At 65.1% G+C, this 15118-nt stretch carries 13 protein-coding genes; 4 read left to right on the forward strand and 9 right to left on the reverse strand.

Translation table 11 applies throughout. The annotated features are described in order from the left end of the window. Window positions 1-169: 169 nt before the first annotated feature. Together G4Y73_RS00610 and speA are read right to left on the reverse strand one after the other, a co-directional pair. On the reverse strand, window positions 170-1024 hold the full coding sequence (locus G4Y73_RS00610; protein WP_164228391.1) for an NAD(P)-dependent oxidoreductase: 855 nt from the start codon (window positions 1022-1024) through the stop codon (window positions 170-172). Between the two features lie 171 nt (window positions 1025-1195). Further along, complete coding sequence (gene speA, locus G4Y73_RS00615) at window positions 1196-3058, reverse strand: biosynthetic arginine decarboxylase (RefSeq protein ID WP_164228392.1); 1863 nt, start codon at window positions 3056-3058, stop codon at window positions 1196-1198. A 77-nt stretch (window positions 3059-3135) separates the two neighbouring features. Here speA and speE point away from each other — a divergent pair, with 77 nt between their 5' ends. After that, complete coding sequence (speE, locus tag G4Y73_RS00620) at window positions 3136-3975, forward strand: polyamine aminopropyltransferase (RefSeq protein WP_164228393.1); 840 nt, start codon at window positions 3136-3138, stop codon at window positions 3973-3975. Window positions 3976-4764: 789 nt separating this feature from the next. Here speE and G4Y73_RS00625 read toward each other — a convergent pair. From G4Y73_RS00625 to G4Y73_RS00650, 6 genes are all read right to left on the reverse strand, one after another. Next, a complete protein-coding gene (locus tag G4Y73_RS00625; protein ID WP_164228394.1) occupies window positions 4765-5199 on the reverse strand; it encodes a DUF3617 family protein in 435 nt (144 codons plus the stop codon). 200 nt (window positions 5200-5399) lie between these two features. Next, window positions 5400-7841, reverse strand: a complete 2442-nt coding sequence (hrpB, locus tag G4Y73_RS00630) for an ATP-dependent helicase HrpB (RefSeq protein WP_164228395.1) — start codon at window positions 7839-7841, stop codon at window positions 5400-5402. Window positions 7842-7934: 93 nt separating this feature from the next. Beyond that, window positions 7935-8492 (reverse strand): thioredoxin family protein, encoded by a 558-nt coding sequence (locus G4Y73_RS00635; protein ID WP_164228396.1) that lies wholly within the window; start codon window positions 8490-8492, stop codon window positions 7935-7937. 29 nt (window positions 8493-8521) lie between these two features. Then, on the reverse strand, window positions 8522-9373 hold the full coding sequence (locus G4Y73_RS00640; RefSeq protein WP_164228397.1) for a mechanosensitive ion channel family protein: 852 nt from the start codon (window positions 9371-9373) through the stop codon (window positions 8522-8524). 1 nt (window position 9374) lies between these two features. Further along, window positions 9375-10181: a hypothetical protein gene (locus G4Y73_RS00645; protein ID WP_164228398.1), complete on the reverse strand. Its 807-nt coding sequence runs from the start codon at window positions 10179-10181 to the stop codon at window positions 9375-9377. A gap of 63 nt (window positions 10182-10244) precedes the next feature. After that, window positions 10245-11150, reverse strand: coding sequence for a LysR family transcriptional regulator (locus tag G4Y73_RS00650; protein ID WP_164228400.1), 906 nt, complete (start codon window positions 11148-11150; stop codon window positions 10245-10247). A gap of 110 nt (window positions 11151-11260) precedes the next feature. Between G4Y73_RS00650 and G4Y73_RS00655 the strand changes: the two genes are divergently transcribed. The 3 genes from G4Y73_RS00655 (at window position 11261) to G4Y73_RS00665 (ending at window position 13279) form a co-directional block, all read left to right on the forward strand. Continuing rightward, window positions 11261-11863, forward strand: coding sequence for an NAD(P)H-dependent oxidoreductase (locus tag G4Y73_RS00655; protein WP_164228402.1), 603 nt, complete (start codon window positions 11261-11263; stop codon window positions 11861-11863). Window positions 11864-11879: 16 nt separating this feature from the next. Beyond that, the gene (locus G4Y73_RS00660; protein ID WP_164228404.1) at window positions 11880-12755 is read left to right on the forward strand and encodes a pirin family protein; all 876 of its coding nucleotides are present in this window, start codon (window positions 11880-11882) and stop codon (window positions 12753-12755) included. A gap of 137 nt (window positions 12756-12892) precedes the next feature. After that, window positions 12893-13279, forward strand: coding sequence for a DUF3307 domain-containing protein (locus tag G4Y73_RS00665; protein ID WP_164228406.1), 387 nt, complete (start codon window positions 12893-12895; stop codon window positions 13277-13279). On the opposite strand, the gene G4Y73_RS00670 is transcribed toward G4Y73_RS00665, so the two are convergent. Next, on the reverse strand, window positions 13267-15105 hold the full coding sequence (locus G4Y73_RS00670; RefSeq protein ID WP_164228407.1) for a cyclic nucleotide-binding and patatin-like phospholipase domain-containing protein: 1839 nt from the start codon (window positions 15103-15105) through the stop codon (window positions 13267-13269). The genes G4Y73_RS00665 and G4Y73_RS00670 overlap by 13 nt on opposite strands. Between the last annotated feature and the right edge of the window lie 13 nt (window positions 15106-15118).

Consider the following 15118-nt stretch of genomic DNA (forward strand, 5'->3'; position numbering starts at 1 on the left):
CGCATTTTTTGGGTACTTTTTTGGCGCGACAAAAAAGTACCTCGCCGCAAGAGCGCGCGAAGCGCGCCGGGCGAAACCGCCTTTGAAGTGTCGAGACCCGCACGGCGACCCGTGGCATCAGCCAGTCTAGCGACAACAAAACACACTGCCTGCGAAGCAGGCACCTCCCTCACCGCTTCAACCGATAAAGCGCAGAAATATCCCGCCCCTCATCTCCACCCTCGATCAACCGCTGATAGTCATCCAGCGCCTGGCCGAGCACGGCCGAAGTGAAGTCGGCTTCGTCGCACAGATCGCGACAGATCTTCAAGTCCTTGAGTAGCAGCTTGGGGTCGAAGCCGACTTCGAAGGAGTCGGCCAGCATGGTCTTGCCGCGCTTGTCGAGGAACCAGTTGCCGGCCGCTCCGCCGCCGAGTAGCTCGAGCATCGGTTCGCGCGGCAGGTCGAGGCGTTCCATCAGGGCCAGCGACTCGCACACCGCCTCGGCAATGCCGGCGACCATCAGCTGGTTGACCGCCTTGGCCGACTGGCCGGCGCCGGACGGGCCGAGGTGGTGCATGACCCGGGCGTAGCTGTTCATGACCGGCCGGACGCGTTCAACCGCTTCCCGGTCGCCGCCGGCCATGATCGCCAGCTGACCGTTCTTCGCGCCTTCCACGCCGCCGGTGACCGGGGCGTCGATGAAGGCGACATCGAGCTTTTCCAGATCGGCGGCCAGTTCGCGGGCGGTGGCCGGCGCCACGGTGGAATGATCGATCACGACCTGTCCTGGGCGCAGTGAGTCGCGTATGGCATCGACGACTTCGCGCAGGTCGTTGTCGGCGGAGACGCACAGGCAGATCACATCGACTGCCGCGGCCAGTTCGGCGGGTGACTCAGCGGCTGAAGTGCCTTCGTTCTCGGCGACGAAGGCCTTCGCCTTGTCGGCGCTACGATTCCAGACAGCCGCCAGATGGCGGTGACGTGCAAGATGCCCGGCCATGGGCCCGCCCATGGCACCGAGTCCGATCCAGCCTGCTTTCATGTCGTCTCCTGAATGTTGTGTGGCATCGTCCAACTGCGGCGTTCATGAAACCGCAGATTTCGCAGATTTGCGCAGATTCAAATTATTTCTGCTTAATCTGCGTCCATCTGCGAAATCTGCGGTTCCAAACAAGCCGCGCTCCAGCGGCAGCTTGCTCTCGCATGCAAACCGTCAGGTTTCGAGATAGGTATAAGCCGACAGGCCCTCGGTCAGCAGGCGCTCGAACAGTTCCGCCTGCTCGCGGTCGAGTCCGGCGGCTGCCACGCGGGCGCGGCAGGCGGTCATCAGTTCGCGCGGGTTGTAGCCGACCAGTTCGAGCAGCATGTCGGCCGAGTCGCCGGCGCGGGCGTTGGTCAGGCGGAATTCACCGTTGTCGAGCACGACGTCGACGCTGTCGGTGTCGCCGAACAGGTTGTGGATATCGCCCAGTGTTTCCTGATAGGCGCCGGCCATGAAGATGCCGAGCAGGTAGGTCTCGTCCGGCTCGATGCGATGCACCGGCAGGGTCGGCTCGAGCAGGCCGCGGTCGACGTACTGGTCGATGCGCCCGTCGGAGTCGCAGGTCAGATCCTCGAGCACGGCGCGTTCGGTCGGCTCCTCGTCGAGCCGACTCAGCGGCAGGATGGGAAAGACCTGATCGATGGCCCAGATGTCGGGCAGCGACTGGAAGATCGACAGGTTGATGAAGTACTTGGCCGAGAGCTGGTAGCGGATGCGCTCGGCCAGCTCGCGGTGGCGGCGGTGCTCGCGGTCGAGCCGACCGGCCAGTCGTTCGAGGATGGTGTTGTAGAGCGGCTCGAGCCGGGCGCGTTCGGCCAGCGGCAGGTCGCCGTAGAGGAACAGGTTGCGACCTTCCTCGAGCAGGTGCTCGGCCTCGAGAAAGCTTTCCTCGGGCTCGCGCTCATCGACCTGGTCGCGCACCTCGGCCAGGCCGCGAATGACCGCCGGGTCGTCCTTGCCAGCGTCTCTGGCGTCACGCGGAAGGGTTTCGGTGGCGGTGACGTTGGTCACGAGCACGGCATGGTGGGCGGTCAGCGCCCGGCCCGATTCGGAAATCAACTGCGGCATGGCCAGGTCGTGCTCGCGGCACAGCTCGGCGATACCGCCGACGATCGCGTGGGCGTACTGCGCCAGGGAGTAGTTCATCGAACAGAAGCTGCGCGTGCCGCCGCCTTCGTAGTCCACGCCCAGGCCGCCGCCGATGTCGAGCCGGCGGATGTCGATGCCGGCGGCCACCAGTTCGGTGAAGTAACGCCCGGCCTCGCGCACGCCACGCTGGATGTCGCGCAGGTTGGAAATCTGCGAGCCCATGTGGAAGTGCAGCAGCGTGAGCCAGTCCAGGCAGCCGGCCTCGCGCATGGCCTCGGCGAGGCCCAGCACCTGGCTGGCGGCCAGGCCGAACTTGGCGCGCTCGCCGCCGGTGTTCTGCCAGTTGCCGCTGCCCAGGGAGGACAGGCGCAGCCGCACCCCGACTTCCGGCGTGACACCCAGGCGTTCGGCCTCGCGCCGGATCAGTGGCCACTCGCCGGGCTTCTCGATGACGATGACCGGTTCGAGCCCCAGCCTGGCGCCGCTCAGGGCAAGGCGAATGTAGGCAGCGTCCTTGTAGCCGTTGCAGATGATGCGCGTAGCCGGCTGGCTGACCGCCAGGGCGGTGATCAGCTCGGGCTTGCTGCCGACTTCCAGGCCCAGGCCCTCGACCTCGGCCAGGGTGCGCACGACGCTGGCCTGCTGGTTGACCTTGATCGGGTAGACGGGTGCGTAGCCCCCGCCGTAGTCGTGCTCGGCCATGGCCGTCTCGAAGGCCTCGCGCAATTGTGACGCCCGGGCGCGCAGGATGTCGGGAAAGCGCAGCAACATGGGCAGGCGCAGGCCCTGGCGGCGGGCGCGCTCGACGATGGTGGCCAGAGCCACGCTGCGTTGCCGGTCGGGCCGGGCGAGCAACTGCCCGGACTGGTCGAGATCGAAGAACCCCTCCGACCAGCGGTCGATGGCGTAGCGGCGGCGGGCGCGGGTGCGGGCATCACTGTTCATGGCGGCGATTGTAACGGGCAATCGGCGCCGGCATCCGGGTTAACATCTCGACTGGCTCAACAGAACCCGATTGCGACATGGCCCTTCCCGACGACCGCAAATGGTTTACCGAGGCTTGCTCCGAGGCCGGCAGCGCCGCGTCCTGGACCATCGATGCGCACCTGGCGCACGAGATCACCGACTTCCAGACCATCGATGTCTATCGCACCGAAAAATGGGGCAACCTGATGGTCATCGACGGCTTCGTCATGCTGACCACGCGCGACAATTTCCTCTACCACGAGATGATGAGCCACCCGGCGCTGTTCTCCCACCCCGACCCGAAGCGTGTATTGATCATCGGCGGCGGCGATTGCGGCACGCTCCGCGAGGTGCTGGCGCACGATACTGTCAAGCGCTGTACCCAGGTCGAGATCGACGAGCAGGTCACGCGCCTGTCCGAGAAGTTCTTTCCGGAGCTGTGCGAGCGCAACGACGACCCGCGCGCCGAACTGATCTTCGACGACGGCCTGGCGCACGTGAAGAACCTCGCAGCGGGCAGTGTGGACGTGATCATCGTCGATTCGACCGATCCCATCGGCCCGGCCGAGGGCCTGTTCGGGCCGGAGTTCGTGGCCGACTGCTATTCGGCCCTGGCTGACGGCGGCCTGTTCCTGCAACAGAGCGAATCACCGCTGTTGCATCAGAAACTGATCGCCGGCATCCGCGGCAACATGGAAAAGGCGGGGTTTTCCACCATCCGGACCCTGGGTTTTCCGCAGCCCTGCTATCCCTCGGGCTGGTGGTCTCTCACCCAGGCTCGCAAGGGCGGCGACATCGCGCCGGTCAGCGCCGAGCGCTTCGACGCGTCCGGCATCGAGACTCGCTACTTCAATCCCGGTGTGCATGTGGGGGCGTTGGCAACGCAGTTGCCTTGATAACGAGTTTGCTGTCACTAGGCGGTGTGTTGCTACCGCCGGTTTGGCGGGCCTCGACAAGTCAAAGGCGGTTTCGCCCGGCCTGCTTCGCAGGCTCTTGCGGCGAGGTACTTTTTTGTCGCGCCAAAAAAGTACCCAAAAAATGCGCTTAAAAGATGACGGTTACGTCTCAGGAATATCTGAGCGGAGTGGCTTCACGGACTACGACTGGGGCTTTGCTTGAGCCCGGCTGCGGAACATGCTGACTTGCGATCACGCCTGCAGCGGCCCGCATCTGGCACGACGACTTCGAGTGGCGTTCCACCCCCGACTTCTGTCCCGCCGTCAATCGAAGCCGACCCCGATCGAGGCCGTGCGATCTGGGTGCGGGCTACACCAAGGGTTTGTCGAAAATGCCATGTTTCACGACCGAGCACTAGCGAAGGCAAAAGCGGTATATCCGTTAAGCCCGAAAGCCTTTTGTTCCTGCGGACCAACCGCGTCTTCTAAGAGCGTTTTTGGTGACTTTTGTCGCGACTGACAAAAGTTACTCGCCCAAAGAGCTTGCGAAGCAAGCCGGGCGAAATCGCCTTTGACTTGTCGAGGCCCGCGCCGCGACCAGTGGCGTCAGCCAATCCAGCGCCTGCGAAGCAGGCGGGCGAAACAGAAGTTGACGTGTCGAGGCTCGCACAGCGACCCGTGGCATCAACCAACCCTGCGGCAGCGAAATTGACGAGCCACCCGGCTTTCAACAAAAAAGCCGGGCAGCGCCCGGCTCCTTCCTGACTGATTCGGCGTGTTTGCGCCGACCTACTCGCCCGGGCAGTCACCGATGCGGCGGCCAGTCATGGCGATGCTCATTTCCATGGCGCCCATCGGCGTCTCCATGCTGCCGTCAATCGTGCCTTCGGCGCTGTCGCCGTTGAACTGCATGGTCGCGACCATGGTCATCTGAGTGCCGTCGGGCTGGGTGCAGGTCATGGCGTAGTCCATGCCGTCTCGGCGCACGTCCTTGCGCGTGACCTCGCATTCCTCGACGTCGTCGAGAAAGGCATCGCCGTCCTGGATATCTTCCATCGTGATGCATTCCTCGCTGGTCTGTTCCTGGTCGGGAATCGGTACATCACCAGAGAAGCTCATCTTGTTTTTGTATTCCCACAGTCCGGGTTCGATGTTGGGGGTCTCGGCGACGGCCGCGGTGACCAGGCCAAGGGCCAGGGCGGGGACAAGCAAGCGTGCAATCATGATTTCACTCCTGGTTCGGACCGAAACAAGTGTCGGGTCCGGGGTTTGTATGTACGGTTGGCTTCAATAACGGGATTGCCGTGCCAGACCTGCCATCCCGCGCTGATTGGGGGCCATTGTACCCGGCTGGCCGAAGCAGGATGCAGCGGCGGCCCTGACCAGGGGGTGCTCATCATGGCGAGATTCCCGGGCCGGAGCGTTCAGCGGTTGCGACGGGTTGCTTCGGTCGCGGTCGCTTTCAGCGGGTCTTCCGGCCAGGGATGCTTGGGGTAGCGTCCGCGCATGTCCTTGCGCACGTCCGGGTAGGCGTTCTGCCAGAAACTGGACAGGTCGGCGGTGACCGCCAGCGGTCGGCCGGCCGGTGAGAGCAGGTGGAGCTGAACGGCGACCCGGTTGTCGGCAATGCGCGGTGTCTGTTGCCAGCCGAACAGGGCCTGCAGTTTCACCGCCAGCACCGGCGGGTTCTCCTGGCAGTAGTCGAGGCGGGCCGACCGGCCGGTGGGCAGGGTGAGTTTCGTCGGCGCCAGTTGATCGAGTCGCTGTTGCTGCGGGTAGCCGATCAGGGACTTCAGTGCAGCGGAGAGGTCCAGGCGCTCGAGATCGGACCAGCGCCGGAATCCGGCCAGCCAGGGCAACAGCCAGTCTTCCAGGCTCGCTTCGAGCGCAGGGTCGTCGACCGCCGGCCACTGATCGGGCCACAGGCGCCGCAGAAGATTGACGCGCGCCTGCCACTGCCTGGTTTGATCCGTCCACGGCAGGGCGTCGATGCCCTTGCGCCGGATGGCAGTCAGCAGTCCGGCCTGCAGCGTTTCCGCATTCGGCCGGTCGAGTTCGGTTTCATCCAGTATCAGGGTGCCGAGTCGGCGCTGGCGGCGAGCGATGATCGTGCCGCGCTGTTCGTCCCAGTCGGCGATCTCGTGGGTTTCAATGCGGGCCGCCAGGTCGTGTTCGAGGTCGGCCTGCGATACGGCCGCCGCCAGGTAGATCCGTGCTTCCCGGGCCTGGCCGTCGAGATCGCAGGCGACCAGCCATTCGCTGCCGGCCAATGGATCGTCTTCGGGCAGAAAGGCGCCGCGGCCGTTGGCCAGCCGAAAACGGCCGCGCTGACCGCCGCGTCGCTGGCCGATACGGTCCGGCCAGGCCTGGGCCAGCAGTCGACCGGCCGCGCCGTCGCGGGGCGCCTTATCAGACCAGCCGGCGGCGATCTGCCCGGCCATCTGGCGAATGCCCGTCATGGCGCCACCGCTGTGGGAGCGCGCACGCAGGGTGGCGAGCCGGGTTTCGATATCGGCATCCTTGACGCCGGTGGGATCGCGTTCGCCGAGCAGTGCGGCCAGTTCGGCGGCGGTGCGGCCCAGGCCGATCTTTCGCCCCATCAGCACCATGTGGGCCAGGCGGGGATGCAGGCCGGGGGCAAGCATCTCGCGGCCGTGTGTGGTGATGCGGCCCTCACCGTCGAGTGCCCCGAGTTGCCGGAGCAGTTCGCGCGCCTGTTGCCAGGGAGCCTCGGGCGGCGGATCGAGCCAGTCCAACTCGCCGGGATCTGTTACGCCCCACTGCGCGAGCTCCAGCACCACCGGCGCCAGGTCGGCCGACAGGATCTCCGGCGGCGTGTGCGCCTGCAGCCGTTCCGACTCGCTCCACAGCCGGTAACAGACTCCCGGTGCCAGACGCCCGGCGCGGCCGCGGCGCTGCTCGGCCGAGGCCTTCGAAACGCGCTCGGTGACCAGTCGGGTCATGCCGCTGTTGGGATCGAAGCGAGCGCGTCGTTGCCAGCCGGCATCGACGACGATGCGAATGCCTTCGATGGTCAGGCTCGATTCGGCGATGGCGCTGGCCAGCACGATCTTGCGCCGGCTTTCCGGGGCCGGTTCGATGGCGGCGTCCTGTTCCCTGGCCGACAGGCTGCCGTGCAGGATGTGAAGATCGACATCCTCGGGCAGTGGGTCGGCCAGGCGACGGGCGACGCGCCGGATTTCACCCAGGCCCGGCAGGAACACCAGCGCCGAGCCCTCGGCCTCGGCCAGTGCGGCGCGCACCGCGCGGGCGACGTGGATTTCCGGACGTTCGCGCCCGGCGGGACGGTAGCGCACCTCGACATCGAAGGACCGGCCTTCGCTCGTGATGACCGGACAGTCGTTGAGCAGCTCGGCGAGTTGCTCGGTCGCCAGCGTGGCCGACATGATCAGTACACGCAGGTCCGGGCGCAGGGCCTGCTGCGATTCGCGCACCAGGGCCAGGCCGAGGTCGGCCTGCAGCGAGCGCTCGTGGAATTCGTCGAACAGCACCGCCGCATACTCGCCGAGCGCCGGATCGGACTGGATCAGGCGGGTGAGAATGCCCTCGGTGACGACCTCGACGACGGTCTCGCGCGAGATCCGGGTGTCCAGGCGCGTGCGGTAGCCGATGCACTGACCGGGCGATTCGCCGCGCTGCCGGGCCATGTAGCGGGCGGCCGAGCGCGCCGCCAGGCGGCGTGGTTCGAGCATCAGGATGCGTCGTCCCTCGCGCCAGTCGGCGTCAAGCAGGGCCGGCGGCACCCGCGTGGTCTTGCCGCTGCCGGTCGGGGCTTGGAGCAGCACGGTGTTGTGCCGTTCGAGCGTGGAACGAAGCTCCGGGAGGGCGGTGTCTATGGGGAGCATCGGAACGAGGTTTCAGGTTTCAGTGTTCAGGTTTCAGGACGGGCTTGGCCTGTCTTTCCTGAACCCTGAAACCTGAACCCCTGAAACCAATACTTATTCCCGCCACTTGATATTGCAGCCGATCGAAGGCTTCTGATCCTCCGATACCGGCTGTCCGGCCAGCAAGGCGTCGAGCGCGGCACGGACGTCGCGGCCATCGACCGGCTTGCCATTGCCCGGCCGGGAATCGTCGAGCTGGCCGCGGTAGACCAGGCGTCGATCGGCGTCGAAAATGTAGAAATCGGGGGTGCAGGCAGCGTCATAGGAGCGGGCGGCCGTTTGCGGCTGGTCGTAGAGATAGGGGAAGGGAAAACCCTTCTGCTGCGCCAGTTCAGCCATGCGCTCGGGCCGGTCCTGCGGGTAGCCGGTCACGTCGTTGCTGGAGATGGCGACGATGCCGATATCGCTGTCCTGGTAATCGTTCCCCAGCCGGACCAGTTCGTCGAGCACGTGCTTGACGAAGGGGCAGTGGTTGCAGATGAACATTACCAGCGTGCCCTTGCGGCCGGCCACGTCCTCGAAACGCCAGGTCTTGCCGGTGGCCGGCTCGGGCAGTTCGAACTCGGGCGCTTGTGTGCCCAGCGGCAGCATGGTGGATCTTGTCTTGGCCATGACTTCTCCTTGGGAAGCTCTGATCGTCTCTAGTCAGAAGATTGCGTCTCGGCAGGATCGACCACGGTGACCGGGAAGGGTCGCGTGGCCTCACCAGCGTACAGCGAGCGATGGGGAAACGGAATCTCGATGCCGGCGTCATCCAGGGCCCGCTTGACGGCGGTGGCGACGGTGCTGCGGAATTTCAGGAAGTCCTCGCGTCGTGACCACACAGAGAACTGAATCTGAAGTTCCGATTCCCCGAAACCGAGAAAATACATAATCGGCTCGGGTTCGTCGAGGCAGGCCGGGATGTGTTCGGCCACATCCATGAGTACCTCACGGACATGATCGAGATCTTCCTTGTAGGCCACGCCGAGCATCAGGTCATAGCGGCGGATGGGATAGCGGGTGATAGTGATCACCTCGCTCTTGATCAGGGTCTCGTTGGGAATGCGGATGAAGACATTATTGAGGGTGCGCAGCTTGACCGACAGGGCGTCGATTGACAGCACTTCGCCGGTGGTTTCCCCGACCTGGATGAAATCCCCGATCTCGAAGCTGCGCTCACCGATCAGGAACAGGCCGCTGATCAGGTTGGAGGCGGTCGTCTGCGAGGCAAACCCGATGGCCACCGTCAGTATGCCCGCGGCCCCCATGATGACCGCGAGACTGAAGCCCAGTTCGCGCATGGCCGAGGCGATGAACAGGGCCAGCACGCCGTAAAACACCGCGCGCCGGGTGAGCTGCAGGGTCTGTGGCGCCAGGCGCTTACTCAGTAGCCGTTGTGTCAGCCGGCCGCCCAGCGAGGCCAGCAGCAGGCCGGCACCGACCATGACGACCGCCCGCATGATCGACAGGAATGTTTCGCTGGTGATCAGGCTGTGCAGTGTATCGCTCATGTCAGCTTCCAAACAGTACGCTGAACGCCCGTACGAGTCCGAAGCGTGAAGGATCCTTGCGGGGTCCTGCCAGCTTCTCGATCGGCACGCCGGGATCCGGCGCCTTCGCGTCGACGCTGACCTTGGCCAGATCGGAGTTGCCTTCGCGCACCAGTGTGACGCGCTGGGTCCACAGGCTGGCGTCGGCGGCCCCGTACAGTGACAGCATGGGGACCGGCAGGCTGATCTTCTCCAACGGCAGAATCGTATCGGCCCGGTTGCGAATCAGCAGCGGCGTGATCGCCCGGTGGGGTCTGAGCGGCAATTCCTCGATGCGGTGTCGGGCCTGGGTGCGTCCCGCGTAGCACAGTTCGCCTTCCTGCGTGGATGGCCCGAACCAGGTATCCGACAGGACCAGGGACGGCACCTCCCTGAGCAGAACCGGCGGACTGCCGGCCAGGATGCGCAGGTAGACCGGCGTCGAAAGATAGAGCGTGATTTCCTCGTGCCCCGGTAGATGAATGGGTTGACGCGGACGAATGACGATCGATCGGTCGGCAAGCACCGGCTCCAGCCGGATCGTGTCGGTCTCATCGGCCTGGACAAAGCGCTCGTCGTAGGGTTCCGGCAGGCCCCTGGCGACCCGCGACTTCAGCCGGGCTTCGCTGTCGGCTTCCGGCTGACGCCCGATGCGGATCAGCCAGGTCGGCCGGGAGCGCCCGATGGCCAGATCGAGCGGGCCCAGCGTCAGGTGGAGGGTTCGACCCTCCGGCACGGCTCTGGCCTGCCACCAGGGTTGGTCTCCGGCGGTCTTTCGGGCTGTACTCATGGATGTCGACCGGTGGTGATGTACTCAGTGTACAACGCGCTAGCGGCTCTGAGCGTTACCTAATTAACCGCATGGCCCACTGGCCGGGCCGGCGGCGTCTCTTAAAAGTGTGGAGAGGCGGCGTGCGCCGGGGCCGGCGCTGTCGGCATCGGCGTAGACGAGATAAAGCGTTGCCCAGCGTTCGCGCCCTTCGCGCAAGGGCAGCGGCTTGAGCTGCCCGCCATGGAGTTCGCGCCGGATGATGCCTTCGGCGTACCAGGCAAAGCCCAGGCCCATGCAGGCGGCGCGGATCGAGGTGGCTTTGCTGCTCACCGTCCAGCGCCGTTCGCTCACCCGGTAGGCCTCGCTGGCGGCCGGCTGGCTGCCGCTGTCGCGCACCACCAGGTGTCGATGGTCGCGCAGGTCGTCGAGTGTGAGCTCGCGCCGGAGCTGGTGTAGTGGGTGATGCGGCGCGGCGGCGGCGATAAAGCGAACGCGAATGAGGGCGTCGCCGACGAAGCCCGCCGGAATCGAGGAAGCGATGGCCAGGTCGACTGCCCCGCGGGTGAGCAGCTCGCTGGTTCCGCCGAGCACCGACTCGTGCAGCTGCACGCGCATCTCGGGAAACTCCCGCGACAGGCGATCGAGGCAGTCGAGCAGCAGCCAGGTCGGGAAGATGATCTCGGCGGCGAGCCGCAGTTCGGGCTCCTCGCCTGCGGCGAGGCGCTGGGCCATGCGTTCGACCCGCCCGGATTCATCGATCAGGGCGTGCGCACGGCGGTACAGGGTCTGACCGGCCGCGGTCAGCACGGCGCGCCGGCCCTCGATGCGAAAGACCGCAAGCCCCAGTAAGGTCTCGATGCGATTAATGGCATAACTGAGCGTCGAGGCTGACTTGTTGATTGCCTCGGCGGCCGCCGCATAGCTGCCGGCCTCCACCACCGCCACCAGCGCGCGCCACTGCTCGAGCGAGATCCGGGCGTGTTCCATGTTCGAATAAATCGAATGATTAAGCCAATATTTTGCGCTTTTTAATCGATTGGATCAAATGTAGTCTGCATCCTGAAGTCCGACCCCTGGAACAACTGGAGGTACAGAACATGCAAACATTACTGGTGATCAAGTCGAGCCTGTTTAACGGCTCGGGCCAGTCGAGCCGGCTGGCCGACGCTTTTGCCGCGCGCTGGCGCGAGAACAATCCGAACGGGAGGGTCCTGTGCCGCGATCTGGCGCTTGAGCCGCTGCCGCACCTGACGGCCGAAGCCTTCACCGGCTTTCAGCGCGACAGTGCCGAACGCAGCCCGGGGCAGCACGCTGCCGCTGCGATATCCGACGAGTTGATCGCTGAACTCAATGCGGCCGATGCCGTTGTGCTCGGGCTGCCGATGTACAACTTCACCATCCCGTCGACCTTCAAGGCCTGGATGGATCATGTCGCCCGTGCCGGCGTGACTTTTCGCTATACCGAGAACGGGCCGGAGGGCCTGGTCGGGGAAAAGCCGCTGTACGTTTTCGCCGCCCGCGGCGGAAAGTACCAGGGCACCGAGATGGATACCCAGACGCCGCTGATTCGCACTTTCTTCGGCATGCTGGGCATCACCGGCGTCCGCTTTACCTATGTCGAAGGCCTGGCCATGGGCGAGGAAACGGCTGAACAGGCGCGTTCGCAGGCGGTCGAAGCCATCGACCGCCTGGCGGCCTGAACCGGGAGATTCTGTCATGACCCACAATCGCGAACTGAGACTGACCATTCCTTCGATGCCGACTTCGGACGGCGCCGGCGTCAAGTTGCGCCGCAGCCTCGGCCAGCGCGCCGTCGATGCGCTCCGGCTCGATCCCTTCCTGATGCTCGACGAGTTCTACTCGGACAACCCCGACGACTACCTCGCCGGCTTTCCGCCGCATCCGCACCGCGGGTTCGAGACGGTCACCTACATGCTCGATGGGCACATGCAGCACCAGGACCACCTCGGCAACACGGGTGACCTGGGCCCCGGTGGCGTGCAGTGGATGACCGCCGGGCGTGGCGTGATCCACTCGGAGATGCCGCAGCAGCGCGAGGGCCGCATGCGCGGCTTCCAGCTGTGGATCAACCTGCCGGGGGCCGAAAAAATGAAACCGGCCGACTATCGCGATATTCCGGCCGAGTCGATTCCGGAGCTGGAACTGGATGGGGCGCGTATCCGCGTCATTGCCGGCCGGATCGCGCTCGAGGGCCAGGCGGCCGCCGGCGCGGTCAACGCCGAGCCGGACTCGATGGCCACCGACCCGGTCTACCTCGACGTCCACCTGGAGGCCAATGCCGAGCTGGTACTGCCCTTGCCGGAAAGTCACAACGCCTTTGTCTATCCCTACGAAGGCGAGCTCGACGTGGCCGGGCAATTCCTGCGGCAGCAGGCGGTCGGAATCCTGGGCGAAGGCGAGGCGGTGTCCCTGCGCGCCGGTGAAGCGGGTGCCCGATTGCTGCTGCTGGCCGGCCGGCCGATCGGTGAGCCGGTGGCCCAGTACGGGCCTTTCGTGATGAATACGCGCGAGGAGATCGAGCAGGCCGTCGCGGATTATCGCGACGGACGACTGACAGATGCGCCCGCCTGAGCGACGCGGTGTGGCCGTTTCCCGAACGCCGCATTTCGGGCGCGAGCTTCAATTCTCGAGCACGGCATCACCGGAGCCGCAATCATGAAACCGTGCAATAATCCACACTAGCGCAACTCCGAGGGGATGCACTTCTCATGTTTACCGCGAACCAGATCGTCGCCCACCTGGTCGGGGACTACATTCTGCAAAGCGACTGGATGGTGCGGGAGAAGGGCTCCAGCACACTGGCGGCGACCGTACATGTCGTCTTCTACACGCTACCGTTTCTGCTGATTACGCAAAGCCCGGCCGCACTGGCCATCATCGCCGGAACGCACTTTGTCATCGATCGCTGGCGTCTGGCCCGCTTTCTGATCTGGGCCAAGAACCGGCCCTGGCCAGGCAGTCGCCCCTGGTCGGAGTGTCGGAAAACCGGCTATCCGCCTGAACTTCCGGCATGGATGGCGACCTGGCTGATGATCCTCGTCGACAACATCCTGCATATCCTGATCAACGGCGCGGCGATCTACTACTTTGGCTGAGTTGCCCCGGGCGACGCCTTGCGCTGGCTGAGCCAGTCCGGCAGTTTCTCGAGCGCCTCCCGGTAGCCTGCTTCGACTATGCGCTCGAAGGCCGCGACCTGGGTCATGCCGAACTTGCGCACATCCGGATTGAGCAGCAGGTCGGCCTGTTTGCCCTGTTCGCGGACCCGGATGACGCTTCCGATTTCAGTCGACTTGAGCAACAAGGTGACCAGGCCGGGAACCCGGTAGCGCCGGCCAAACGGCAGCCAGCGGCTGCGCAGCAGCGTCCAGGCCGACGGCAGCTCTTCGTAGTCGACCTCGTAGGTCTTGCGTGACGACAGATCCACTGCCACCACCTCACCGACGGGACAGCGACGCATGACGTCGACCGGCAGCCCGTTGAGTACGGCGCCGTCGACTGCGAGGTGTCGATTGACGACAGCCGGCGGCAAGGCGCCGGGCATGGCGGCGGTCGCCTGCACGGCCCGGTCGATCGGGCCGCTGGTGTGGATGTTGATGGACCCGCTGTCGAGGTTGCTCGACAGACAGAAGAAGGGAAGCGGCAGATCCTCGATTCGGCCGGGGAGCAGTTTTCGGGTCGCTTTCATCATGCGCCGGCCGCTCAGAAGCGAAACCAGCGGCAGTGTGTAGTTGCTGAAGGGCTTGCCCACGACGAACCCTTCGTAGGCGGCCTGGTAAACCGCTTCGGGGGAATGCTTCTTCGCCATGGCGGCGCCCAGGATGGCGCCGATGCTGGATCCCCCGATCCAGTCGATTTCGACGCCGGCCTCTGTCAGGGCGCGATAGACGCCGATGTGCGAAAACCCGCGCGCTGCCCCGGCACCGAGCACCAGGCCCAGGGCTCGGCCAGCGACCACCCGGGCGACCCGCTCGACATCTGGACGATGGCCCGAGAAGGCATGCAGGTGAAAATTGACATCGCGTTGTTCCAGCCAGGCGCGCGTACCGCGGATCTCGCCCTGCTCGGCTGGATGGACGAGCACCAGGGCATGCTGAGCGAGGCGAAAGGCATCGTCCTTGCTGTCGAACACGGTCTCCCAGGCCTGCGGTTGGGGTTGTGCGGTGGTGTCGGCCAGCAAGAGCACCATATCCGCTTGCCGAACCGCCAGCTGTGACCAGGGGCTCGTCGCGGCGTGGGCGCGGTAGACCACGAAGCGGTGACGATCTTCCTGCTCATCCAGCCAGCCCGGCAGCGCGGGCGGTATTTCGGAGCTGGTGTCGAGCGCCGTCACGGGCGCACCCGCGTGGCCGAGCTTGTCCGGGCTGAGATCCAGTACAGCACCGAACTTGCCGAGCGCGTTGACCAGTTCCCCGACGAAGGCCTCGATCCTCGAATTGCTGGTTATCGGGACCAGGCAAATATTGGTCAGTCGTCGCGTCGACGCCGAGTTGCCGGAGGTGCGTCGCTGTAGACGCGCGGCGATGCTGCCCGCCAACTTCATGGTCATGCGCGGATAGCGTTCGGCCAGTTGATCGAATTCGGCGCGGTCGATCTTCAGCAGCTGGCTGTCGCGAGCAGCCCGAATACCGGCGGAGCGCGGCTGACCGGTCAGCAGGCTGATCTCGCCGACGGTTTCGTCGGGCATTACCTCGCCGACCAGGGTCTGGTTGGTGACATTGTCATCCGACTCCTGGTCGATCCACACCTGTAGCCGGCCGCGAACAAGAAAGTACAGCGAATCACCCGGATCGCCCTGTCGGAACAGCCATTCCCCGCCGGTGAGTGTTTCTTGCCTGAAGGCTTCCAGGACCGGCTCTATCTCGTCACTGTCCAGGTCGAAATAGCGTCCGATCAGATCGTGGATGCGAGGGTTGATACTCATGTCGGGCAGGTTC

Origin of the sequence: Wenzhouxiangella sp. XN201 (assembly GCF_011008905.1) — a bacterium.
In the GTDB taxonomy this organism is placed as follows: Bacteria; Pseudomonadota; Gammaproteobacteria; order Xanthomonadales; family Wenzhouxiangellaceae; genus Wenzhouxiangella.